The 22,536-nt window shown below is 62.5% G+C and carries 24 protein-coding genes and 2 tRNA genes; 10 read left to right on the forward strand and 16 right to left on the reverse strand.

What is annotated here, in order from left to right; genetic code table 11:
• Both RI518_RS06025 and RI518_RS06030 read right to left on the reverse strand, forming a co-directional pair.
• Positions 1–367, reverse strand: a 367-nt coding sequence (locus tag RI518_RS06025) for a hypothetical protein (protein WP_310689613.1), incomplete at its 3' end; no start/stop codon positions are given.
• A gap of 250 nt (positions 368–617) precedes the next feature.
• Positions 618–690 (reverse strand) — tRNA-Ala (locus RI518_RS06030).
• 60 nt (positions 691–750) lie between these two features.
• Between RI518_RS06030 and RI518_RS06035 the strand changes: the two genes are divergently transcribed.
• A complete protein-coding gene (locus RI518_RS06035) occupies positions 751–1,752 on the forward strand; it encodes a Gfo/Idh/MocA family oxidoreductase (protein WP_310689614.1) in 1,002 nt (333 codons plus the stop codon).
• 45 nt (positions 1,753–1,797) lie between these two features.
• Here the strand turns inward: RI518_RS06035 and RI518_RS06040 are convergent, their stop codons facing one another.
• A complete protein-coding gene (locus RI518_RS06040) occupies positions 1,798–3,099 on the reverse strand; it encodes a hypothetical protein (RefSeq protein ID WP_310689615.1) in 1,302 nt (433 codons plus the stop codon).
• A 126-nt stretch (positions 3,100–3,225) separates the two neighbouring features.
• Between RI518_RS06040 and RI518_RS06045 the strand changes: the two genes are divergently transcribed.
• The 4 genes from RI518_RS06045 to RI518_RS06060 all read left to right on the forward strand — a co-directional run bounded on the left by RI518_RS06045 (position 3,226) and on the right by RI518_RS06060 (position 5,546).
• Positions 3,226–3,711 carry a DoxX family protein gene (locus RI518_RS06045; RefSeq protein ID WP_310672191.1) on the forward strand — a complete coding sequence of 162 codons (486 nt, stop codon included), beginning with the start codon at positions 3,226–3,228 and terminating at the stop codon, positions 3,709–3,711.
• A 156-nt stretch (positions 3,712–3,867) separates the two neighbouring features.
• Positions 3,868–4,302, forward strand: coding sequence for an NfeD family protein (locus RI518_RS06050; RefSeq protein ID WP_310672192.1), 435 nt, complete (start codon positions 3,868–3,870; stop codon positions 4,300–4,302).
• Entirely contained in the window at positions 4,295–5,191 is an 897-nt protein-coding gene (locus tag RI518_RS06055) for an SPFH domain-containing protein (protein ID WP_310672193.1), read from the forward strand. The genes RI518_RS06050 and RI518_RS06055 overlap by 8 nt, the downstream gene beginning before the upstream one ends.
• A gap of 40 nt (positions 5,192–5,231) precedes the next feature.
• Positions 5,232–5,546, forward strand: coding sequence for a hypothetical protein (locus RI518_RS06060; RefSeq protein ID WP_310672194.1), 315 nt, complete (start codon positions 5,232–5,234; stop codon positions 5,544–5,546).
• A 50-nt stretch (positions 5,547–5,596) separates the two neighbouring features.
• Here RI518_RS06060 and RI518_RS06065 read toward each other — a convergent pair whose 3' ends face one another.
• Genes RI518_RS06065 through galU form a run of 7 tightly spaced genes read right to left on the reverse strand, consistent with a single transcriptional unit; the run spans position 5,597 to position 11,480 of the window.
• A complete protein-coding gene (locus tag RI518_RS06065) occupies positions 5,597–6,400 on the reverse strand; it encodes a UbiA family prenyltransferase (protein ID WP_310672195.1) in 804 nt (267 codons plus the stop codon).
• Between the two features lie 20 nt (positions 6,401–6,420).
• On the reverse strand, positions 6,421–7,461 hold the full coding sequence (locus RI518_RS06070; protein ID WP_310689616.1) for an FAD-dependent monooxygenase: 1,041 nt from the start codon (positions 7,459–7,461) through the stop codon (positions 6,421–6,423).
• Entirely contained in the window at positions 7,458–7,982 is a 525-nt protein-coding gene (locus RI518_RS06075; protein WP_310672197.1) for an isoprenylcysteine carboxylmethyltransferase family protein, read from the reverse strand. The genes RI518_RS06070 and RI518_RS06075 overlap by 4 nt, the downstream gene beginning before the upstream one ends.
• A complete protein-coding gene (locus RI518_RS06080; protein ID WP_310672198.1) occupies positions 7,973–9,022 on the reverse strand; it encodes a 3-oxoacyl-[acyl-carrier-protein] synthase III C-terminal domain-containing protein in 1,050 nt (349 codons plus the stop codon). The genes RI518_RS06075 and RI518_RS06080 overlap by 10 nt, the downstream gene beginning before the upstream one ends.
• Positions 9,023–9,071: 49 nt before the next feature.
• Positions 9,072–9,863, reverse strand: a complete 792-nt coding sequence (locus RI518_RS06085) for a hypothetical protein (protein WP_310672199.1) — start codon at positions 9,861–9,863, stop codon at positions 9,072–9,074.
• 59 nt (positions 9,864–9,922) lie between these two features.
• On the reverse strand, positions 9,923–10,585 hold the full coding sequence (locus RI518_RS06090; protein ID WP_310689617.1) for a GNAT family protein: 663 nt from the start codon (positions 10,583–10,585) through the stop codon (positions 9,923–9,925).
• 4 nt (positions 10,586–10,589) lie between these two features.
• Positions 10,590–11,480 carry a UTP--glucose-1-phosphate uridylyltransferase GalU gene (gene galU / locus RI518_RS06095; RefSeq protein WP_310672201.1) on the reverse strand — a complete coding sequence of 297 codons (891 nt, stop codon included), beginning with the start codon at positions 11,478–11,480 and terminating at the stop codon, positions 10,590–10,592.
• A 34-nt stretch (positions 11,481–11,514) separates the two neighbouring features.
• On the opposite strand from galU, the gene RI518_RS06100 reads away from it, so the two are divergent.
• Positions 11,515–12,108, forward strand: coding sequence for a 5-formyltetrahydrofolate cyclo-ligase (locus RI518_RS06100; protein WP_310672202.1), 594 nt, complete (start codon positions 11,515–11,517; stop codon positions 12,106–12,108).
• 30 nt (positions 12,109–12,138) lie between these two features.
• Positions 12,139–12,426, forward strand: a complete 288-nt coding sequence (locus RI518_RS06105) for an FmdB family zinc ribbon protein (RefSeq protein ID WP_310672203.1) — start codon at positions 12,139–12,141, stop codon at positions 12,424–12,426.
• 212 nt (positions 12,427–12,638) lie between these two features.
• Here RI518_RS06105 and RI518_RS06110 read toward each other — a convergent pair whose 3' ends face one another.
• The 4 genes from RI518_RS06110 to RI518_RS06125 form a co-directional block, all read right to left on the reverse strand.
• Positions 12,639–16,421, reverse strand: coding sequence for a DUF4011 domain-containing protein (locus RI518_RS06110; RefSeq protein ID WP_310689618.1), 3,783 nt, complete (start codon positions 16,419–16,421; stop codon positions 12,639–12,641).
• Between the two features lie 65 nt (positions 16,422–16,486).
• Positions 16,487–16,558, reverse strand: a tRNA-Arg gene (locus RI518_RS06115).
• Between the two features lie 37 nt (positions 16,559–16,595).
• Positions 16,596–17,141, reverse strand: coding sequence for an HNH endonuclease (locus RI518_RS06120; protein ID WP_310672205.1), 546 nt, complete (start codon positions 17,139–17,141; stop codon positions 16,596–16,598).
• 324 nt (positions 17,142–17,465) lie between these two features.
• Complete coding sequence (locus tag RI518_RS06125) at positions 17,466–18,155, reverse strand: metal-dependent transcriptional regulator (RefSeq protein WP_310672206.1); 690 nt, start codon at positions 18,153–18,155, stop codon at positions 17,466–17,468.
• Positions 18,156–18,241: 86 nt separating this feature from the next.
• On the opposite strand from RI518_RS06125, the gene serC reads away from it, so the two are divergent.
• On the forward strand, positions 18,242–19,372 hold the full coding sequence (gene serC, locus RI518_RS06130; protein WP_310672207.1) for a phosphoserine transaminase: 1,131 nt from the start codon (positions 18,242–18,244) through the stop codon (positions 19,370–19,372).
• Positions 19,373–19,475: 103 nt separating this feature from the next.
• Here serC and RI518_RS06135 read toward each other — a convergent pair whose 3' ends face one another.
• Both RI518_RS06135 and RI518_RS06140 read right to left on the reverse strand, forming a co-directional pair.
• Positions 19,476–20,042: a DUF3027 domain-containing protein gene (locus RI518_RS06135; protein ID WP_310689619.1), complete on the reverse strand. Its 567-nt coding sequence runs from the start codon at positions 20,040–20,042 to the stop codon at positions 19,476–19,478.
• A complete protein-coding gene (locus tag RI518_RS06140; RefSeq protein ID WP_310672209.1) occupies positions 20,035–20,412 on the reverse strand; it encodes a cold shock domain-containing protein in 378 nt (125 codons plus the stop codon). Before RI518_RS06140 ends, RI518_RS06135 begins: the two co-directional genes overlap by 8 nt.
• 87 nt (positions 20,413–20,499) lie before the next feature.
• Here RI518_RS06140 and RI518_RS06145 point away from each other — a divergent pair, with 87 nt between their 5' ends.
• Both RI518_RS06145 and RI518_RS06150 read left to right on the forward strand, forming a co-directional pair.
• A complete protein-coding gene (locus RI518_RS06145) occupies positions 20,500–20,775 on the forward strand; it encodes a multidrug ABC transporter ATPase (RefSeq protein ID WP_397428145.1) in 276 nt (91 codons plus the stop codon).
• A complete protein-coding gene (locus tag RI518_RS06150; RefSeq protein WP_310689620.1) occupies positions 20,762–22,528 on the forward strand; it encodes a hypothetical protein in 1,767 nt (588 codons plus the stop codon). Before RI518_RS06145 ends, RI518_RS06150 begins: the two co-directional genes overlap by 14 nt.
• Positions 22,529–22,536: the final 8 nt, after the last annotated feature.

Genomic DNA, 22,536 nt, shown 5'->3' on the forward strand with positions numbered 1-22,536 from the left:
ATCCTGCGGTCGAATTTTTGTCTGCGGTCTTCAGGTTGAGTCCAAATCTTCCGAAGTTACTCTCCCAGTCAGCTCCCTGTTGAAATAGCTGATGCCAAACGCTTGGGTTGTCGAGGGAATCAGGGTGCACCCAGACTTCGGCTGTGAAATCGGTTTGGGACGGAATAATAACGTCACCGGTGGCGGATTTGATCCCATCCCACGTCGACGAGACGCTATCCGCATTGTCCGGCAACTCCAAATACTGATCTCTTGAGCTTGACGTACCACTCGCAGGCGCAACAGAGTTCCCCACGGGCACCACTGAAGGCGCGATGCCGAGAAGGAAAATCGCAAGCAAAGACAGTAAGAAACGCTGGCCCACCACAAGAAGACAGGGTATGTTTCTTTATCCGGTTGTGCCTCAAAAATCGGGTCAAATCGGCCAATTTGTTAAGCTAGCTAAACATCTTTTGATCATTTTCACCCCAGATTTCGGCCCCCACACTTGCCTCACGAGCTTGGCCGGACAAGCCTCCGCTTCGCGGGTCCTAGACCAACCAACAGGGACAGCCAGGCTCGACATGGCTCCGCGCGACGTACGCTCGGGCAGTGCGGGCTAAAGGAAGGCCTAAGGGTGGACCTGAGGGGAATCGAACCCCTGACCTTCTCATTGCGAACGAGACGCGCTACCAACTGCGCCACAGGCCCCAAGCTCTCCCAAGATTAGCACCGTGGGCATAGGCGCAGCGTGGGGTTTAGCATCGAGGGATGAAACCCCTGCGAATCGGAATACTTGGCGCCGCCCGAATCACCCCCGAAGCACTCGTGCGACCCGCCGCTCTGCTCGGCCACGACCTGGTCGCCATCGCCGCGAGGGACCGTAGTCGCGCGGAAGCGTTCGCCTCAGAACATGGCGTGGCGAAGGTGCACGAGACCTACCAGGAGGTGATCGACGACCCCGACGTGGACGTGATCTACAACCCGCTACCTAACGGCCTGCACGGGCCGTGGAACATTCGGGCATTGCAGGCGGGTAAACACGTGCTCAGTGAAAAACCCTCCGCGAGCAACGCCGATGAAGCCCGCGCGGTCGCGCGGGAACACGACGCCTCCGGAGTGAAATTCATGGAGGCGTTTCACTACCGCTACCACCCGGTGATGAATCGCCTGGTGGAGTTGGCCGAAAACAAAGGCATTGGCGAAATCGAACACGTCGAAGTGGTGATGGGCTTTCCGATCGACAACCCGGATGACCCACGCTGGGATTTTGACCTCGCGGGTGGTTCGCTCATGGATGTCGGCTGTTACGCGCTACACGGTATTCGCAGTCTGGGGGGTGTGCTGGGTGGTGAACCCCGGGTCACTGACGCCAAAGCGGTACCCCACGAGAGCGACCCCAGGGTCGATAGCGAACTCTACGGCGATTTGGTCTACCCGTCGGGAGCCACCGCACACTTTCGCTCCAGCTTCGTCTTACCCGAAATGACGTTCACCATGCACCTTCGTGGGACCTCCGGTGAGGCCCTGGCGCATAACTTCGTCATCGCCTCATTGGACGACCGCATCACCGTGGTCACCGGCGGCGAGAGCACGACAGAGCACCACGGTGACAAGACCAGCTATGCCTATCAGTTGGATGCATTTGCCCAGCACGTGCGCGGCGGCGCTCCGATTTTCACTGACTCGGCCGATGCTCTCGTGCAATCAGAAATGATGGACGCCTGCTACGTCGCCGCGGGGTTACCCCTTCGACCCAGCAGCAGTATCTAGCTCTCGCAGTCGCCCACCGGACTGCCACGCGTCATCTAGTGGATGTTAATCGCCGGTCGATTCTGAACCGGCGTCGGCGGTGCCCGAGTTGTCGTCAGGTGATTCCGGGTCTCCAAACCAGCCTCTTAGGAAGTCGACCACTCGAGTCGCCAGCGTTCGCACCGTCTCGACCAGGGGCGAGGAGACAACCTGCTCTTCGGGTTGTACGCCGTCGGAGGTTTCCGTCGTCGCCGACGAATTCTCAGAACCATCCTCTGCAGAGCCGATCTCCTCACCGGGTTCTGGGCCGGTCAAGTCAACACCGTAACCGGCCAACCCCTCATCGACATCTGCTTCGAAAGATTCAATTGCGAATCGAGGATTGTCGTAGTCGAACGTGTCTGTCTCGAGACCCGCGTCGGGTAGCCGAAGTCTGACATTTGGACCCTCTTCACCCTCTTCCCGGAAGAAATTCGTTATCGATCCCTCGACCCGCTGACTGCGAGTGTTTCCCTCTTCATCGGTATAGGTCTCACTGGAATTGAGGTCGGTCCGCGTCGACATATAGTTGCGCATTGAGTCCCGATCGCCGGGCACGACACCTGGTCGGATTGTCGTTTGTGTCTGAGAGGACACCCCGCCGGAATCCCTCTGATTCCGGTGGGTAAACGTATTTGACTCCTCATCCCAGAGCACCCGGTCAGTAGTGGTTTGCGTGGCCTGCCCGTTTTCGTCCACGTGGGTTTCCGTGCCATGCCAACCGGCGACGTTGCCATCCTCAGAGGCGGAGGTTTGGAACCGGTAGACGCACTTCGAGATGGGGCAACCCATGTACGAACCGGATCGCTCCGAACGCCTGGCTTCCCATTCCTCGAATTCCTGCTTCGAGCCGATATCGGCGACTACAACTCCGTGCACTTTGCCGGTCTCGGGGTCAACAACACCCCAGCCGCCAACACCCTCGTATGCTTCCTCCGGCGGACTGTAGCCTCCTGAGGAACTCTCCCCCGATTCATCTGCACCCTCATCGGATTCACTCTCGGAATTCGAGGTGGAGTCGGGCTCCGGTTCGGTTTCCGGCTGCGGCTCGGGCTCCGGCTCCGGTTCGGTTTCCGGCTCCGGTTTCGGCTCAGGTTCCGGCTCCGGCTCAGGTTCCGGCTCCGGCTCAGGTTCCGGCTCCGGCTCAGGTTCCGGCTCCGGCTCCGGCTCCGGTTCCGGTTCCGGTTCGGAGTCCGATTCTTCGGACGAGCTCGATGATTCTTCTTCCTTTACCGGCGGCTCTTCTTCGGCCCAGGCGACGCTTGGGATGACAGCCAGAGCAAAAGCGAGTCCCAGGGCAAGAAGACCTTGCCGTGCGCTAATAATCATGGCGTTATTCTAAAACCGATTGCGTTAAAAGTTCAAATAGTTCCTAACTTTTGTGAGCAAACGATAGCGACATTGCTCATTCACCCCAAGAGCCTTCCCAGAGCGTGGGCTTAGGCTGGGGACCTGATGAACCTTCGCGACCGTATCTACCAATTAGACGCTCTGATTATTCGCTTCATGAATGCGATTGGCGTTCCGTTTTTGCGCATCGGAATTGGTGTGGTGTTCATCTGGTTCGGTGGCCTGAAAGTGGTGGACCTGAGTCCCGCGACCGAATTGTTAGCCGCCACCGTGTACTGGTGGACACCGGAAATCATCGTTCCGGTGATTGGTTACTGGGAAGTACTCATCGGTGTGTTCTTTCTCATTCCACCGCTTACTCGGGTTGCCATCCTTCTCCTCGCACCCCAAATGGTGGGCACCTTTCTTCCCCTCGTGCTCCTGCCGTCGGTGTGTTGGGATGTCTTCCCGTGGGGGCTGACCCTCGAGGGTCAGTACATCGTGAAAAACCTGGTGGTGATCGGGGCGGCTCTGGTGATCGGCTCTCGAATGGAAGCGCTTCGGACTGAGCGCCGCCTGCAAACCCGAGAAATACCACTGCCCGTCCAGTAGTTCTCCCCCGCAGTGAATTCACGACCACAGTGAATTCACGACCGCACTGCGTTCACCTCCACGGTGGCGGGTGGGTGCTGCCCCGCTGAACTGTTCCCTGCCGGACGTCAGATGGCGCCCCTACACTGGGCGCTAATCGATTGTGGAGGTGGGCAGATGGCGGTCTGGTTGTGGTTGCTCGCTGCCGGTGCACTCTTTGTGCTCGAAGTGGTCACCGCAGACCTGCTCTTCGCGTCGCTCGCGATCTCTGCGACGGCGGCGATGCTCACCGCGTGGGGCGGGGGCGGCTTCCTCGCCCAAGGCATCGCCTTCGCCGTCTCAGCGATCATCACCGTGTTTATTCTTCGACCGATCGCGCTTCGAGAGATGGCGAAACGCTCGCCGAAAACGGCGACCAACACCGATGCGCTTTTCGGTGTCGAGGCAAAAACGCTCGCCGCGACCACCACCGAGGCCGGTCAGATAAAGCTCAAGGGCGAAGTCTGGTCGGCCAGGAGCGAGTCGGGTCGAATCCCCGCGGGCCAGTCGGTCACCGTAGTCACCATCGACGGCGCCATCGCCGTCGTGCGTTCGAAATCAGCCAATGATTGATCTTCTGGAGGCAATCAGCATGGACCTCATCATTCCCCTCATTCTCATTGTGGCCGTGGTGGCCTTCTTTGTGCGCGCGATTCGCATCATCCCGCAGGCAAACGCGGGGGTTGTCGAGCGGCTCGGTCGCTACAACCGCACCCTAGACGCCGGGTTGAACCTTCTCATCCCCTTTGTCGACCGGTTGCGACCCTTAATCGACCTGCGCGAGCAGGTGGTGTCCTTTCCCCCACAGCCGGTGATCACTTCCGACAACCTGGTCGTCCAGATCGACACGGTGGTCTACTACCAGGTCACCAACGCCAAATCGGCCCTCTACGAAATTGAAGACTTCGTGATGGGAATTGAACAAATCACCATCACGACGCTTCGAAACGTCGTCGGAGGCATCGATCTGGAACAGGCGCTGACCTCCAGGGAAACCATCAACGCCGCGCTGCGCGGGGTTCTTGACGACGCCACCGGCAAATGGGGCGTCCGGGTCAACCGGGTGGAAATCAAATCGATCGAGCCACCAGAGACCGTGAAGGTCGCCATGGAAATGCAAATGCGAGCCAACCGCGAAAAGCGCGCGGTGATTCTCACCGCGGAAGGGGCGAAGCAGAGTGAAATCCTCACCGCGGAGGGGGCCAAGCAGGCCGCGATTTTGAACGCGGAAGGTGACGCCCAAGCGGCCATCCTCCGCGCCGAAGGTGAAGCCAAAGCGGTGACCGAAGTCTTCAACGCCGTGCGCGATGCCGAACTCGATGAGTCGATGCTCGCCTACCGATACCTCGAACAATTACCAGAACTCGCCAAGGGCGACGCCAATAAAGTGTGGGTCATCCCCAGTGAGCTCTCTGGGGCGATGCAGAAGCTCGGCCAGGCATTTGGCCAGAAGGGCAACTAATACCCCGCCGCCGCGTAATGGGAAGGAGTCAATTCCCCCGATGACGGAAGAAGAACGCTCCCGCGAATCAGCTCGAGTGCTGATCAACACGGTCGATGACGTCTCGGCTCGCTCCAGTAGGAGTTTGGCCATTTCGGTGATGTTTTATGTCGGCATCGGCCTGATTGCCGCGATCGTCGCGGCAATCGCCATTATTCGATCTTTTGATGGACGAGGCGTCGCCATCGCCATCGCCGTCGTCGGCGGTGCCGTGGGGGTGTTTATCCTCACCCTCGGTGCGAGGCTTGTCGGCGACGCCGTCGTCAAAGCCATGAAGGCCGCTCAGGAAGCGCGGGAGACCACTGCGCGACGTTAGCGCGCTGCGGCCCCATCAGACTCGATCACCAGGCGCGCTAGCCAGGGGCACTAACCCGACAGGGCGCCCACAAGCCCGAGCGCGATGATGAGCGCGGCGAGCATGGAGAGTCGAAACGGCCAGATTGTGGGCCGTGGCCACAGAGCCAGCAGGCCCGCCCAAATCGCCAAAGACGACGCAAAGAGTGCGGCGAGCACGGTGGCAACGAGTGCGTCACCCCCGGCGCCAATCAGCAGCAGGATCGATGAGAACACCGTCAAGACGACGATCACCAGGGCGACCACGGGCCGAGAGAGCCGCTGCGGCAGACCCCGAACGCCCTCCAGGCGGTCACTGTCACTATCCGGGAGGACGTTCGCGAAATGTGCTGACACCCCCAAGCTCGCGCCAACCAGTACCACCCAGAGTGGAGGCCAGGCGGCCGGCTCAGCGGCCATGCTCACCAGAATGGGCAGTGAGCCAAAACCGACCGCGTAGCTGAGGGCAGAAAAGACGGTGGCTTTGAGGCCGAAGTTATAGGCCAGTCCCGCTCCTAAGAACACCGCCTGCCACAGTGCCACCATGGGGTCCACCCACAGCGACAGTCCCAGAGACAGCCCAGCCGCCAACAGCACGACCCACCGGGCCAGAGAGGGGCTCAGTTCACCGCTCGCGAGGGGCTTGTCACCCCGGCCCGCCCGGCGATCGCGGGGGGCGTCGAGTAGATCGTTGGAGACGCCGACGGCGACCTGGTTGACCATCACGGCGAGCACAACCGCGGTGGCGTGTGCCGCGGGAAGCCCAAAGGCGATTGCCAACAGAAACGACAGTGTGGTGACCGCCAGGGTCGGGCCCGGGTGGCTCGAGCGCACCATCGCCGCTAGCGTCCTCACCGCTACCTCGCGAGACGATTCACGACGGCCCCGAAGAGTCCGGGGAAGGTGCGAGCCAGGGGGACAATGCGTCGACGAAGGGGTGATCGGGCGAGGAGCACCAGGCCTCTCGTGAGCAGTCGAAACTCCCTGGTCACTGCCCGCCAGCGACGCGGGTAGGACTGGGGCGAGCCAGCGCTCACGGCCGCCACGGCCTCTTTGGCTTGGGCGAAGCCCACCCGGAGGCCCTCTCCGGTGATGGCATCGACGTAACCGGCGGCATCTCCCACCAGTAACACGTTGCCGACTCGAGCCTTTTTCACCCGGTGCGGAAACGGTCCTGCACCGCGAAGGCTGGAGGCCGGCTCGGCACCCTCGAGGTGGCCTGCGACACTCGGTACTTGCGCGATTGCCCCCTCCAGGCTCAAGCCCTTCGGACCCAAGACGGCCACCCCGACGGTGTCGTCGGATACCGGGGTGATGTAGAGCTCGGTGTCACCGGCGTAGTGGACTTCGATCATCGAACTCCACGGAGCCCGCTGAAAATGCTGTCGCAGGCCGTAGCGGCGGGAGGTCCTCGCGGGCGGTCGAACCAACCCCAATTGGGCGGCGATGGTGGAGTGCAGGCCGTCACAGGCCAGCACGTAATCAGCGTGCCGGTCGGGCCCCTCGGCGATGGAGAGTCGGACACCGTGGGGTCCGTGATCCACTGCGGTGACCCGAGCGCGGGTGCGCTCGATCCCGCACTGGTCCAGGCGCGCTCGAAGCGCGTCCACCAGTTCCGTTCTTCGCACCCCCCGGCCGGGTGCCTGCACGAAGCGATGGTCGACGCGGGAATTCGCCTGCGAGTAGGACACCCCCAGCAATTCGTGACCCTCCGGGTCAATGCCCAATTCATCGAGTAGAGGGCTCACTCCCGGCATCAGCCCTTCCCCGCAGGCTTTGTCGCCGTCGGGGCTCCCCGCCTCGATCAGCACGGGGTGAAGGCCTGCGTGGTGGGCAAACACTGCGGCGGCCAGGCCCACGGGCCCGCCGCCGACGATGACTACTCGAGTGCCCCTCACGTCAACCGCTCCAGCGCTCGGTTTTCACTCGGGATACGAAAGCCCCAGAGCAGGATGGCGTTGAGTGCGCTAAAGGCGATCGCCGTGATCCACGCGCTGTGGACCAGGGGAAGTGCAACGCCCTCTACGGCGACAATCCAGTAATTGGGGTGTCGAAGCCAGTCGAAGCGATACGGGCCGGTTCGCACCCGGGGTGCCCCGGGCACCACAATCACGCGGGTGTTCCACTGCCAGCCCAACGCAGAAATCACCCAGTAGCGGCCCACCTGGCAGGCGACGGCGATGACCAGCATGGGGATACCAAGCCACGGGATAAACGGGCGATCGAGTAACCACACTTCAGCTACTGCTCCCACTAACAGTGAGGTGTGCAGGGCGACCATCCAGGGAAAATGACGCTGGCCGAATTCCTGGCCACCGCGCTCAAAGGCGATGCGGGCGTGCTTGGTGGAGACGACCAACTCGTAGAGGCGCTCGAAGCCGGTGGCGAGAACGAACAGTGTGTAGGCAATCACAGCCACTCCACCAACACCAACTCGACACTGACCCCGGGTCCGAGAGCGAAAATCAGGCCTCGGTGACCCGCCGGGTACTCGCCGTGCCTGGCCAATACGTGCAGGACGGCACTGGAGGAGAGGTTACCCATTTCGGCCATCACGTCCCAGCTGATGGAGAGCTCACCGGGGGCGAGATCCAGGGCATCCGAAAACGCTTCCAACACACGCGGCCCTCCGGGGTGTGCCACCCAGGCGTCGATGTCGTTTCTCGAAAGATTGTGCTCGGCCAGCAGGGTGTCCACATCACCTGCTAGGTGCCCGTCGATGAGTTCGGGTACCGCCGGGGTCAGCATCAGCCGAAAGCCCGAGGTGCCGATGTTCCACCCGATGGAGTCCCGCGAATCCGGATACAGCGCGCTGCGGGAGTCGACGACGCGCATCTGAGGCTTCTCCTGACGGTGGGCTCCCGCCATGACGACCGCTGCGGCCCCATCGCCAAAGAGCCCAGTGCCCACAATGTTGGCCATCGAGCGGTCATCCCATTGAATGGTGAGCGAACACAGTTCCACCGACACCAGCAGGGCGAGGGCGTCGGGGTGGCCGGCGAGGAAATCAGCGACCCGGGCGATCCCCGCCGCTCCGGCGACACAACCCAAGCCGAAACTGGGCAACCTTTTCAAATCGGAGCGAAAACCCATCGCCTGCGACAGCTCCACATCCAGTGACGGCGCCCCAATACCGGTGACGGTCGTGAAGATCAGGTAGTCAATCTCGTGGGCTTCGACACCGGCCTGATCGAGCGCCTGGCGGGTAGCCGCCTCCACCAAGGGCAGCGCGTACTGTCGAAAAAGTTGGTTGGCGTGGGTGAAGTCGACAATGTCTCGGTAGTCCTCGATGGGCATGACCAAAGACCGCTGTTGCACACCGGTCGCACCGTGCATCCGGCGAATGACCGCCGCGGTCTTATCGTCGTCGGCTAACCCCGCCACGAGAGCGTCAGTGATGTCCGCTTGGGCATGGCGAAAATCGGGAAGCGCCGGTGCGACCGAAAGAATGCCCGCCATGGTCGAAAACTAGCAGGGTGGCGTGAGTAACGACCGCTCACGCGTCGCGTTAGACGGCGCGGCGTCGACGCAGTACCTCATCCAAGTCCACCTGCGAGGACGTGGCAGAGGGGGTGTGGCCCTCGATGCGGCCCATCTGATCAAACTGTGACACGGGGGCGAGTTGTTCTTCCTCGGCGGCGGCCTGCTCGGGTCTGGCATCGAGTGCGGCGGCGCGAGCCTGCCGAAGAAGCTCCTCGCGGTTGGGTAACGGCGTCTCCTCACGGGCCATTGTGTGCCGGGTGACCAGGGGCTCGGGCAGTGCGGGCGGGCTCCACGAACGCGGTGTCCTCGCGGCCTGCCTGGCGGGTGCGGCGGTGTGTTGGCGACTGTGCGGGGCCGCGGTCGCTCTCGCCTTGTGTGCCGCCCGGTCAATCGCACTTAAGACCATCAGGCCAAGAAGCGTCATCGCGCCCAGCGCGAGGCTCACCCAGAGGGCGGCCTGGAGCGCGATGGACGACACCAGTCCCACCAGGCCAATGGCGGTGAACAGCGTGGTCGTGGAGCGAAGAATACGCCGGCGCCTGGCGCGAAGCTCGTCTTTGCCGTAGGAGACTTCACGGAGTTTGCGCTCTGCTTCTCGCTGCTGCCGGGCGACATCTCTCGCCGAGAGCTCCGTGGTCAACTCCTCGGTGGTTTCTGCTGTCTCGGCGAGGACGCGCAGGGTTTGGCCGAGCCTCGCGGCATTGCGCTCCGTGGCGAGGTATTCGCTTCGCCGCAGGTAGATCGGCACCAGGTAGACAAGCCACAACACTCCTGCAATGAGCAGGAGTAGCGCTGTGCCCGAAAACGGTGTCTCCACGGCTTTTAGGGTAGGAGTGCCGGGGTGACTTCGTCGGTATCCCGGGGTTATGGGCGTGTTTACCGGGGTGGAAGATGCAGAGGGTTTCGCATCTGGATGCGCACGTATTCGGGGATTTCTGACACCCCGGGGGGCACCTGACCCTGCTCATAGCGCTCCAGCACCCCACGGGGGACTTCCTCCACGGTGAGGGCGTAACAGAGGTGATCGCGCCAGTGCCGATCGATGTGGATATAGCGGCGGCGATACCCTTCGAAGCGGAAACCCAACTTCTCGACAATGCGCAGCGAGGCGACGTTTTCTGGCCGGATGCAGATTTCCATCCGGTGCAGACCCTTCTCGAAAAAGAGGTAATCGGTGGCGAGCGCCACCGCCACCGGGGTAATGCCCTTTCCGGCCTGCGACTCGACGATCCAGTAGCCAAGGCCCGCCGAGGAGAGCGAGCCGTAGCTGATTTGGGAGACGTTGAGCTGGCCGACCATTTCGCCCTCGACTTCCAACACGAAGGGCAGGCCGTGGCCTTTTCGGGCCTGCTGCAGCAGGCTTCGAATGGCACCGCGCTGATCGAGGGGCATCGCGGGAATGATCGGGTGGGTCGCCTCCCACTGTTGTAGCCAAGAGCGGTTGCTGGAGAGGAGTTTTTCCATCACTCGTGAATCCCGCAGGCGCACTCCCCGGAGGGTGACGAGCGGGTGGCTCAGGGTGGGAATCACGTTCGTCACCGAGTTACTGGCCCTCGACACCTCTGGCAAAGTCAGCCAACCAGCGCCGGAAATCGGGGCCTAAGTCGTCGCGACTACTGGCGACTTGAACAATCGCTTTCAGGTAGTCCAACCGATCTCCGGTGTCGTAGCGACGGCCGCGGAAAATAACCCCCACTACTCCACCACCGGCTTCGGTGTGCGCCACAGTATTGAGCGCGTCGGTGAGTTGGATTTCGCCGCCCGAACCCGGTGCGGTGTCGTCTAACGCGTCAAAAATCTCGGGCTGGAGGATATAGCGGCCAATGATGGCGAGGTTCGAGGGGGCATCAGCCGGTTGGGGCTTTTCCACCAGCTCGCGCACCCGCACCACGTCGTCCTCCTCGGTAGCCTCAACGGTCGCGATGCCATAGAGGTTCACCTGGTCGGGGTCGACCTCCTGCAGGGCAATGATGCAGGAGGGTCGGGAATCGAATACCTCGATCATGCGCTTTAACAGCTCGTCGCGCTCATCGATGAGGTCGTCGCCTAAGAGCACCGCGAAGGGGTTTCGACCCACGTGCATTTCGGCGCGTGCCACCGCGTGACCGAGCCCCATCGGATCGCGCTGTCGGACGTAGTGCATGGTGGCCAAGTGGGTCGATTGGTGGACTTCGCGCAGACGACGGTCGTCACCCTTTCGCTCCAGCACCGCCTCCAACTCGGTATTGCGGTCAAAGTGGTTTTCTAACGCGTTTTTGTTCCGCCCGGTGATCATCAACACGTCGGTCAAGCCCGCCGACACCGCCTCTTCGACCACGTATTGGATCGCGGGCTTGTCCACCACGGGCAGCATCTCTTTGGGCATCGCCTTCGTCGCGGGCAAAAACCTGGTTCCCAGGCCCGCTGCGGGGATGACCGCTTTCAGAATCGGCATAGGGACACACTAGTAGGCGACCTAGACTAAGTGCATGGCTGAAGCGAGCCCCTCCGGCAACCCCGCGGACAAACCCGCCCTCCGGGCGGAAGCCAGAGAGCGTCGCCGGATCATGACCCAGGACGAAAAAACCGCCGCGAGCACAGGCCTCGGTGAGAACCTTCGCGCGCTCACCGCGCAGTACCGGGCGAAGAAAATCGCCTGCTACCTCTCCGGCACCGATGAGCCCACCACGAGAGATTTCATCGATTGGGCACTGCAGGAGGGCATCGACGTGTTGGTGCCCGTCAGCCGTGAAGACGGTCTGATGGATTGGGCACGATGTGACCATGAGGGGGAGGGTCTCGACGTGTTGGGCATGCCCATCCCCACCTCGGAGCTGTTGGGCCCGATGGCTGTGGACGGTGTCGACGTGATGTTCATCCCCGCGTCGTTAGTGGACGTCGAGGGCGGTCGGATGGGCTGGGGTCGAGGCTACTTCGATCGGATGCTCGGCTCCATGGCACTCAGGCCCCCCGTGTTCGCCGTGGTTTATGATCATGAAGTGATCGACAACGTCCCCATCGAAGCCCACGATCAGGGTGTGGACGGCGCGGTAACACCCACTCAAATCATTCGGTTTGGTTAGCCCCACGCCATAAGCAACGAGGATTGTGCTGTGCCCACCTACTCTTACCGGTGCCGCGACTGCGGTATCGAATTCGACACCCAGCAAGACTTCACCGACGATTCGTTGACCCACTGCCCGGAATGCGACGGCGCCCTGCGCAAACTCTTCAGCGCCGTCGGGGTGACCTTCCAGGGCTCTGGCTTCTACCGAAACGATTCGAGGGCTGAGGCCAAAAAGGCCTCAGCATCGTCCTCGTCGGAGTCAAAGGGCTCAAAAAAGTCGAAGGGCTCAAAGAAAAAATCGGAGAAGAAAACCTCCACCACCAACTCGTCTTAGGCACCCCGCGGGGCGTGTGACCCGGCCAATCGGTGTGACCCGGCCAATCGGTGTGACCCGGTCAGTAGTGGGGCGGTTTGTCTTCCCGGAGGCGCCGATCGTTTTCCGTGGAGGGGCCCTTCGCGTCCTCCTCATCGCCGTCGGTCGGGTGTGGGTCAACGCCGGGCGGATCGGGTCGACTCGCCCGGCGGCGAGTCCTCGCCGTGTCCTTCTTAGGAGGAGGCGTCGGTGTCTGCTCGTCCACGGCCCGCACCTTCACGGTCAGCTGAGTCCTGTTGCGTACTCTCCTGTGCGGCAGCCACCCCCGCCACGGCGGCGATCTTCCTGGCCACCCCGTCGGGGTCGGAAAAGAGCTCAAACGCGTGAACTCTCACGTAGTGCCAGCCGAGTCGACCCAGCGCCTGGGGCCGAAGGCGAAGACCCTCACGAATCGACATGCTCAGTAACTGCCGGTCGGTATCCACGGCGATACACACCCCGTGGGCGTGGGCGGCTAAGGGGATCACACCGTGGTGATCGAGAGACACCGTGAGGCCCAGTTTTTTCACCCGCTCCGCGAGATCGACCAGCATCGGATCCGACTCGTGGGCGAGCTCGGGCAGCGCTGGCGGAGTGATAATTTCGCCGAGTACTTTGCCCACCGCGCGAACCGTCGGCTTCAGCCGGGCGTCGCTCAAATCATCGGGGCGCAAACAGCTCACGATCCGCAGGTGTCGGCGGGCGCGGGTGAGACCGAGCGCCAGCAGTCTTTCACCGCCCGCCTCAGAGAGCATGCCCAAGTCGCTCAACACTCGACCGTGGGGTGTGCGACCAAATCCGAGAGAGAAAATCACCCGGTCTCGACTCATCGCGTGGGCCTGTCGAAGGGTGACCGAGACGAAGGGTTCTGGACCATCGGCGGTGAAAAACTCGGACAGGTCCGGGTGTTCCCCGACCGCTCGAGCCACGCCCTCATAGACGCGCTGGGCGTGTCGGTTACTGGCGGTCACCACCATCAGTGACTGTGTGGGCTGGCTGCGGGCGTGGTGGATGACCTGGTCCACGACGGCGCGCACTTCCGCATCGACACTCTCGATTACTCCGGTAATGGGGTCTGGCAGACCAAAACCGTCTTCGACAATGTCTAACTCGACACTTCGGTGTCCGAGGAAAGATCCCGCCCACGGCAGCGAGGCGATGTGTCCGGAATACAGATTTCGATCGACCAGGTCGGCTAAGTCTTCACCGGTGACGCGGTAACTTCTGGTGAGTTCGTGGCCGGGAAGAATCTCTGCCAGCACCCCCAACGCCGAGTGGGGGTGGTTCGCTTCGGGATCACGGGGTGACTCATCGGCGTCTGACCACAACCCCACATCGAATTCTTCGGGGCGTTGAATGACCGGGTCTCCCATGGCGACGACCTGTCGACCCCGGCGGATCGCGGGGGCGACTTCGGCGAGTGTGACCGCACCGGCGTCGGCCACAATCACCACGTCGAAGCCCTGACGATCGGGCAGTCGCGGGACGTCGTAGGGGCTTGCCAACCACACGGGAGCAAGAGCACGAGAGAGGTGGGGCGCTCTTTCGTGAAGATCGGTGGGGGTGACACCCCCGGATTTGAGGGCAGATTTCAACCAGCTGGCCTCTTCTGGCCAATCCATCAGACCCACCGACCAACGCTCCGCCAACTGCCACGCCAGGCGCTTCGCGTTGGAGGAGGCGTGTGCTTCATCGACTAAGCGGTAGTCCGATTCGAGGCGGTGTAAGAGGGTGGCATCTTGGCCAAGCAGGTCCTCGTTGTGGGTGAGGATGTGCTCGAGCGCGCCGCGCCACCAGGCGAGTTCCAATTCGTGGGCGACGTCCTCCGCCTGGACGTGCCGGTTCGCCAAATCATCCACCAGTGGCCCCAGCTCCCACTCCTGCAGGGTGGAGGTGACTTGAGCCCGGTCTTCGAGAGTGCGAAGGACATCCGATTCTTCACCCAGAGACGCCATGAGCGCGATCAACTCGTCCACGGACGAGTGAGTCAACGACTGCTCGGGCTCACGACCCAACGTCTCCGAGAGGGTGCGAAGGTCCTGTTCTGCTTCGTGCAGGAGGGGCTGCAGGTCGGCAAGCCCCGGGGGAACACTCGGCGGGTGACCACTGTCGACAAAGCGCTGCCACGTGTGGCGCTGGTCGTTGATTTTGACCAGCGAGCCGTGCAGGTCACCGACGTGCATTCCGGGGCGAACATACTCTTTGGCGAGCGATTTGAGTCGTCGGCGTTGAATACGGCTCAGCCCAGCCGCCTGTTCGTTACTGCCTGTCGCGGCGATGAGGTCAGTCAGTGGCCGATCGAACACACCCGGTTGAAAGCGGTCCAAGCTTTCTCGAATGTCGACTAAAAGGTGGACGAAGAGGGCCAGTTGGGCGAAATCTTTGGGCGCCGGAAGCCACGTGTGTTCCAAGACCTGGTGGGCGGTCGTTTTGAGTCGGGGCAGAACCTCAGTGGCTAAGCGCTTGGCCATTTGCTGTGAACGCAGAGCATGGTCCTGGTTCGAAAACTCCACGCCGTACCAGGGCGAATCGTCGGGACCGAATCGAAATTGGCCGAGCTCCGCTGCTTCGCGCAGCAACTGGGCGGCCTCATCGCGGCCGGTCGCTAACCGGGTGAGGGCGACTGCGGAGAGCCGTGCCTGTGTCTGTGGGGGGTTGTCCTGCAAGCTCAACCGGGAGAGCCAGTGGATGGCTTCCAACACGCTGACGCCCAGTTGGTCATCAGCGTGCGAGAGTGCTCCGCGGTAGCGAATGATCACGTCGCGCACGCGCTCGAGAGCCCCATCGACATCGCGGGAGTCGATGCGGGTGGCTTTTTCGTTTCGACCGATGGAGCGAATCACATCGCGGGTCGTCTCCGAGACCCGCGCCGCCATCCCGGGAAGCGCCGTGCGGGCCAAGCGGTCACTAATGGCGCCGAGGGTTGCCCGCCGGGGGCTGACGACCAACACGCGTTTGTTGTGAGCGACCAGGGCACCCAGAGCATTGACCAGTGTTTGGGTACTGCCCGTGCCCGGCAGCGTGCGCACCGTCATCGAGTTGCCCGCCAGAATGTGGGTGACAATGAGGTCCTGCTCGGTGTCGGCATCGACAATCAGCCGGTCCACATCGGGGCTTCGCCGATCGGCGTCTGGCACCTCCACCGGAGCGCGCGACTGTCGCACTTCTTCTTGGGCCGCCGGGTTACCCCCAATGGCATCCAACAGCGGGTGGGAGAGTTGGGAGGCGTCACTGAGCATCGGTGCGGCGACTTCGGCAAAGGAGCCAATCACCAACTGTGCTTTGACGCTCACATCGTCGCGGTGGGCGGTGAGGTCGCGCAGGCGATCCAGAGCGAGGTTGGGTCGAAACGCACCGTCATCTTCGGTTAAGCGCACAAACGCTTCGGCGTCGAGTTGCAACTCCAAGTGTTTGGCAAATTCGCGTTGCAGCGCGGGGTTCAGCCGCACTCCCGTTTTTTGCAGGGTGAATTCGATATCTGACCCCCGACGACGCAGGGTCACCGGGCGCAGGAGTAGTGGACCACGGTAGGTCTCACCGTCGTGTCGCCACTGCACCAACCCGATACCCAACTGGATCGAGTCGATGCCTCGAGCGTGGAGCAGGTCGGTGTGGTGGGTGAACAGCTTGGTTGCCTCCTGGTGGGCACGCCTGCGCTGCACGTCATCTCGGATCAGTGTCCCCAGCAGTGTGGGCGAACCGGCAATGAAACGCGCCAAACCACCAGGGTGGCTATGGCCTAAGTCGATGTGGCCCGTGGCGTCCTGAGTGAAGTGAATCAGCGGACTCACGCCACCCAGGGCGGCAATTTCACTGCGCCAGTCATCCCAGGCGGACGCCGCCTGATTCACCGGGACCACGTCGGGTTCTCCCACAGAAACTTGGGACGCGAACTGGCTGGTCGGGGGGAGGGCTTGATTCCAGAGGTCCTCAGACCCCTGGGCCTCATCAAAAGAGTCCGCGCGCCACACGCCCACACCCTATTGTTCAGGGCCACCACAGCCCCGTATCCCACGCCGTAGCGCGGGTGGCCCCACAAAAGCGCCCCTGGAGGGACTCGAACCCCCAACCCTTTCCTTAGGACGGAACTGCTCTTCCATTGAGCTACAGAGGCGGGCGCGCCCCAGTGTACCGGGGAGGACCGAGGGGTATCAGGCCGCTTGAGCTAAGTATTCTTCCCAGTGCGGTTGTGGCCGCTCAATGCCGCGGACCAACCAGGCGGTTCCGTAGGGAGCTTTGGGGGGTTGGCGAAGCGACCAACCCATTTCGGCCGGGGTGCGATCGCCTTTGATGTTGTTGCATTTGAGACAACAGGCAACCAGGTTTTCCCAGGTGTCTTCGCCTCCGCGCGAGCGAGGGGTCACGTGATCGATGGTGCTCGCTGCTTGCTGGCAGTAGCCGCAGCGATGATTGTCACGGCGTAACACCCCCCGCCTGGAGACGGGAACACTGCGGCCGTGGGGTAAGCGCACGTAACGGTGGAGCACGATGACCGTGGGCCGCTCGAACTCACCCATGATGGTGCGCACCGGGTGCTGGTGGTCTTTTTCCAACACGCTCGCTCGCGAGTTCATCACCAACACCATCGCCCGCCGGTAGGAAACAACCGACAGCGGTTCGAAGCCAGCGTTTAACACCAGGGTGCGAAGCGCGGGCTCTTTGCTCACCACCGAGGTGGGGGGTGCGAGCATTGTCATCGAATCCCTCCCGAAGGCCACGTGGGGGAAACAAAAAAGGACACCGTCTTACGACGATGTCCACCGGTGTGAGAAGCCTGACACGCTATCGCGCGCGGCCGCCTCGCGACCTGTATCCGAAAGTGCGTGCGGGAGTCACAGACTGGACTCAGCGGATGCGATGCCACGTCATCACTCCTCCCCGTCACGATGACCCGGAAACTTTATTGTAGCGACCCGAGGTCAGTATCCCGTGTACGCCCCGGGAGCAGAGCCTCCGTGTCGCACACATCCACAGACTCCAGTCTGATGTGTGCCGACCCGATGTCACCAGGGACACGGTAGTTACGAGGCGACGTAGAGGTGCCGGGCGATGTCGGCGGGCAAGGTGACGGGGCGCTCGTGCTCGAGGGAGGTCAATTCAACCTGGCCGTTGTGCGTTTCTACCGCGCTTACTCTCGCACCCGGAATGAGGCCCGCATTTTTCAGCACCAGCAATAACTCGGTGTCGAACTGTGCGGGCTCACCCAACCGGCGGAGCAAGCCCTGTTGGGGGGTATCGGTGGCCCAGTCGGTGAGACGGGTCACCCCGTCGAGAAAATCTTTTGCCCTCTTGCCACCAATTTTTTCGAGCCCCGGAATGGGGTTGCCATACGGCGATTCGGTGGGTTGGCCGAGCATGGTGACCAGCCTCTTCTCCACATCTTCACTCATCACGTGTTCCCAGCGACAGGCTTCGTCGTGCACGAGGGACCAATCCAAACCGATCACATCGGCCAGCAGTCGCTCCGCCAGTCGATGTTTTCTGGCGACCGCCAAGGCTTTATACCGTCCCTCGTCGGTCAGTGCGAGGCGCCTGTCGGCTTCGACCACGACGAGCCCGTCGCGCTCCATCCGCCCCACCGTTTGCGACACAGTCGGACCAGAGTGTCCGATGCGCTCGGCGATGCGCGCCCGAAAGGGCGCAATACCTTCTTCTTCGAGGTCGACGATGGTGCGCAAATACATCTCGGTCGTATCGACGAGATCGGTCATTGAGCCACGCACCTTCACCGGGTTGGTAAGCCTTAGCTTACCGAGGAGGAGATGATGCCCAGGTCGATGCTCTCTAGAATGGAGACGTGGCTTCCCTTAACATCCCCGTAGACATTCTGCCCCTCGACGGTCGCTTCGGCGCCGGTCCCAGCAAGGTCAGAGCAGAACAAATCGACCACCTGGTCGAGAACCAAGACATTCTCGGCACCTCACACCGGCAAGCGCCCGTGAAGGACCTCGTGGGTCGGGTCCGCACCGGTCTCGCCGAGTTTTTTGGTCTCCCCGAGGGTTACGAAGTCGCCATCGGAAACGGCGGCTCCACCGCTTTTTGGGATGTCCTCGCCGCGAGCCTGATTGAGCGTCGAAGCGCCCACCTGAGCTTCGGCGAATTTGGCGCGAAATGCGTCACGTCCGCGACCACTCCGTGGTTGGAGGCGCCACACGTGGTGAAGACAGAGCCGGGCACGGTGGGCAGTTTTGAACCCGTCGCCGGTGTCGACGTCTACGCCTGGCCACACAACGAGACCTCCACCGGCGCCAGCGCGCCGGTGACACGCGTTCAGGGAGCCGACGAGGGTGCCCTGATGGTGGTCGATGCCACCAGCGCAGCCGGTGGCATCCAGATGGACCCGCACGAGTTCGACGTGTACTACTTCGCCCCGCAAAAAAACTTCGCCAGCGACGGCGGCCTGTGGTTTGCTCTGCTCTCACCGGCAGCGATTGCCCGGGTGGAAAAAATTGCGGCAAGCGACCGACACATCCCACCGTTTTTCAGCCTGCAGTCGGCACTGGAAAATTCGCGGCTTAACCAAACACTCAACACTCCGGCCATTGCCACCCTTCTGCTGATGGAAGCCCAGGTGGAGTTGATGAACGAACTGGGGGGTCTCACCTCCTGCGCGAAGGCGACCACCCACAACTCGAACCTGCTCTACTCCTGGGCAGAATCCCACGAGCTCCTCTCCCCCTTTGTGGCCCAGCCCGAACACCGCTCACCGGTGATTGTGACCCTCGATGTGGATCCTCGGGTCGACGCCACGGCGTTGACAAAGATTTTGCGCGAGAACGGGGTCGTAGATACCGAGCCGTATCGAAAACTGGGCCGCAACCAAATCCGCATTGCCACTTTTGTGGGAATCAGTACCGCCGATGTGGAACGGTTAATCTCCAGTATCGACTACGTCCTGGCCCACCTACTCGCTCAGGCCTCCCGGTAGCACCACGCGCCCGCGCCGCCGACCATCGAGTATGACGCGCTGGTCCTTTTCGGCGTTAGTCCTTCTCGGCGCTAATCCTTCTCGGCGCTAGTCCTTCTCGGCGCTAGTCCTTCTCGACGGCGTCGTCATCGTCTTCATCGATGAGGTGGTCGAACACGTCGTTGGGGTCATCGGGCACTTCTAAGCCGTCGGGATCGAGGTCGAGTTGATCAATATCGACCCCGTCGAGGTCATCGTCATCGAGGTCATCGTCTGGATCGCCATCGTCACTATCGTCACCATCGTCTTCGGCGACCAACTCGGCGGCGTCTGCTTCGGCCTGGATGCGCTCTGCTTCACTGCGCTGGTATTCCTCGAGGCGATCCGACCATGGCACCCAGTCGGGTGAGACCAGAGCATCGGGTCCGGGCACGAGGTGGATTTCTAACACACCCCACTGGCCGCCGTCACCGTCGGCCATACTCACCAACCACTGCCAACCCGGGTATCCGGGCATGGTCGACTCGAAGCGCACGGAATACACACCATCAGCGTGCTCGAGGCCGCGTGGCTGGCCGATGTCGGCCACCGGCGCCACGTCGACCAGGGCGCTGTGGGCGAGGTCGGTCAACGTCTTCTCGTCGGGCGGTGTCGTCGCGGTGTCTGCGCGGGCAGCGGGTTTCTTAGCCATCGAAGTCGTCGGCAACCCGTCGCAGCATGGCGGCAACCTTGCTCCCCAATTCCCGGTCCGGGTAGTGGCCTCGTCGAAGACCCCCTCCGACACGGTCCAGGATTTTCACCAGGTCTTCCACAATGACCGCCATGTCGTCGGCGGACTTACGGTCGGAGCGGGTCAGGGTGGCGGTGTCGAGGACCCGCACCGTGAGAGCTTGAGCGCCGCGTTTTCCTTCCACCACGCCAAAATCCACCCGACTGCCCGACTTCACCACGGCGCCCTCGGGCAGGGCGGAGGATGGGAGGAACACTTCATCGCCGTCATCCGATTGGATGAACCCAAAGCCTTTTTCGGTGTCGTAGAACTTCACCTTGCCTGTTGGCATATTTTTCTCCCTCAACTCACCCGCGGACCAGACCGCGATGCCAGTTCCCCCAGGATACCCCGCCGCTTGGGCGGGTAGGCTGGGCGGGTGAGTATGAACAGTGCACCCCCGCCCTCCAGGTGGGAGCGCATCCTCGCCACCATGATCGCTGGCATCGTCGGACTCAGTGTGCTCGCCTTTTTTGCCATCATCATCGGCACCTGGACCGGGATGGAAAACGACGACTTTTCGTCCGGAGTCTGGCCGACGCTCACCCTGTTGCCCCTGTTTGGCTTACCCCTTGGTTTCGTCCTCATCATTGCGCTTCTGGTCGTCAGTACCAGACGCCGACGAGCGGGCGAGGCTCCAGGTGAGCGTGAATAGGTGGACGCTGGGAGTTTTCCACGAGCTCTCGAGCGCAAGCGCTGATGCCCTCGCCAGACTCCTCACCGAACGCGGTGTCGTTGCCCAGGCGGAGACAGACCCACTCACGCTCGCCCAACAGCTGGTGGCAGAAGACGCCATCACAAGCCAACTGCAACTGCTGACAGACAGTGAGCTCGATGCGCTCGACTCTCTCTTCGACGCCCAGGGCTCAGTCAGTGAGACACCACCAGAACACGGTGGCGGAGTGGACCTCCCCGACGCAGCCCACGAGCGACACCTGGTGTATACCCCGGATTCGGTAACCGTCCTTCGACCCGAGGTCGCCTCCATCTGGCCCGATATCCGCGCGCACCGAGCCGCATCACGCGCCGTGGTCACCCCGCCGCAGGGCACTCACCAATCTCCGGCAGCAATAGATGTCCCCGCGGTGATGAGCGCTCTGGAGGGGGTCGAGATGCTGCTGCAGTGCGCCTCTGCCCACCCGGTGGATTCTTCGACGCTGCCCGACGACGAAACCTGGGCCCAGCGCTTGGGTCCCGACGCGCTCGGCCAGAGACCCTGGGCTCAACTGGGCGAACTGGCTCAGCGCACTGGTCTGCTCGGTCAGCGCGGACAGAAGTGGCTCGTCAGCGAACAAGGTATTCAGTGGCGGCGGCGCGCGCTCGTGGAGCGCTGGAGCCACCTGGTGCACACCCTGTGGAGCCAAGCGCCTACCTGGTTCACCCGTGCTCTCGGGGACCAAGCCGCCGGTGGCACCAACCCACTCGTTGCCTACCCCCTGGTGGATCGTGAGGTGTGGGACCACTGGAGCGAGCTCGCCCACCGAGTGGGGGTGATGGTCGGGGGGCAGCCGAGCGAACTGGCCGCAGCGCTAAGCACCCAGGGTGACACTAAGGAGGTCCTCCAGCGGGCACTGCCCGAGCCGCTCCACCAGCTCTACCCGGACGGTCCAGACAGTGTGGTGGCGGCGGGCGTCTTAGATTCTTCCGTCGAGGCGACGCTTCGGCGCATCGGACACTGGATTTCTGGCGGTATTGCCCCGCGTTTCACGATCAACCAGGCGACGGTATTGACGGGGCTTCAACGCGGGGTGACTCCGGGGGAGATGAGGGAGTTTGTCGAGGGCGCTCTTCCCGGCGGGTTGGCCGGGTCGGTGGGACACCTCGTGTCCGACACCCTCGATCGGGCGGAGGCCATCAGGGTGGAGATCGCCGAGGGCGGCTCCAGGCTCACCGTGGCCGATCCCGTGCTCGAGGGACTTCTTCCGGCAGATCGCAGGCTCCAGTCGCTCGGGTTAGTGGCTCATGGCAGCAACGAGTTCAGCAGTGGGCAGAGTGTGGAACACGTGCACCGCTTGCTCCTCGCCGAGGGCTACCCCCACCTCGTGCTGGACGCCCAGGGTGAACCCCTCGATGTGGAGGGCCAAGACGTCGTATTGCGCCTCGCCGCACACGGTGGCGCGTGGTCCCGCGCAGACGCCAGCGCACTTCTCCAGCAGTGGCACCAGCAGCAAGCCGACGCGCCCGCGCAGTGGTTCCTCCCGGCATTAGAGGTGTGTATTTCCGAGAAGTTGGCGGTGCGGGTCGGGGTCAACATGGGCGATCAGGTCGCCACTCTCCAGGTCGAGCCCCGCAGTGTCCAAAATGGCCGCCTGCGCGCCCGCGATATCCGATCCGATGTCGAGCGCACCATTCCGGTGAAACAGATTGTCTGGATTGACCACGGGGGCTCTGCCAGCGACGAGTCGTAGACTGGCCG

It is taken from the genome of Pontimonas sp. (assembly GCF_031581085.1).
Taxonomy (GTDB): Bacteria; Actinomycetota; Actinomycetes; order Actinomycetales; family Microbacteriaceae; genus Pontimonas.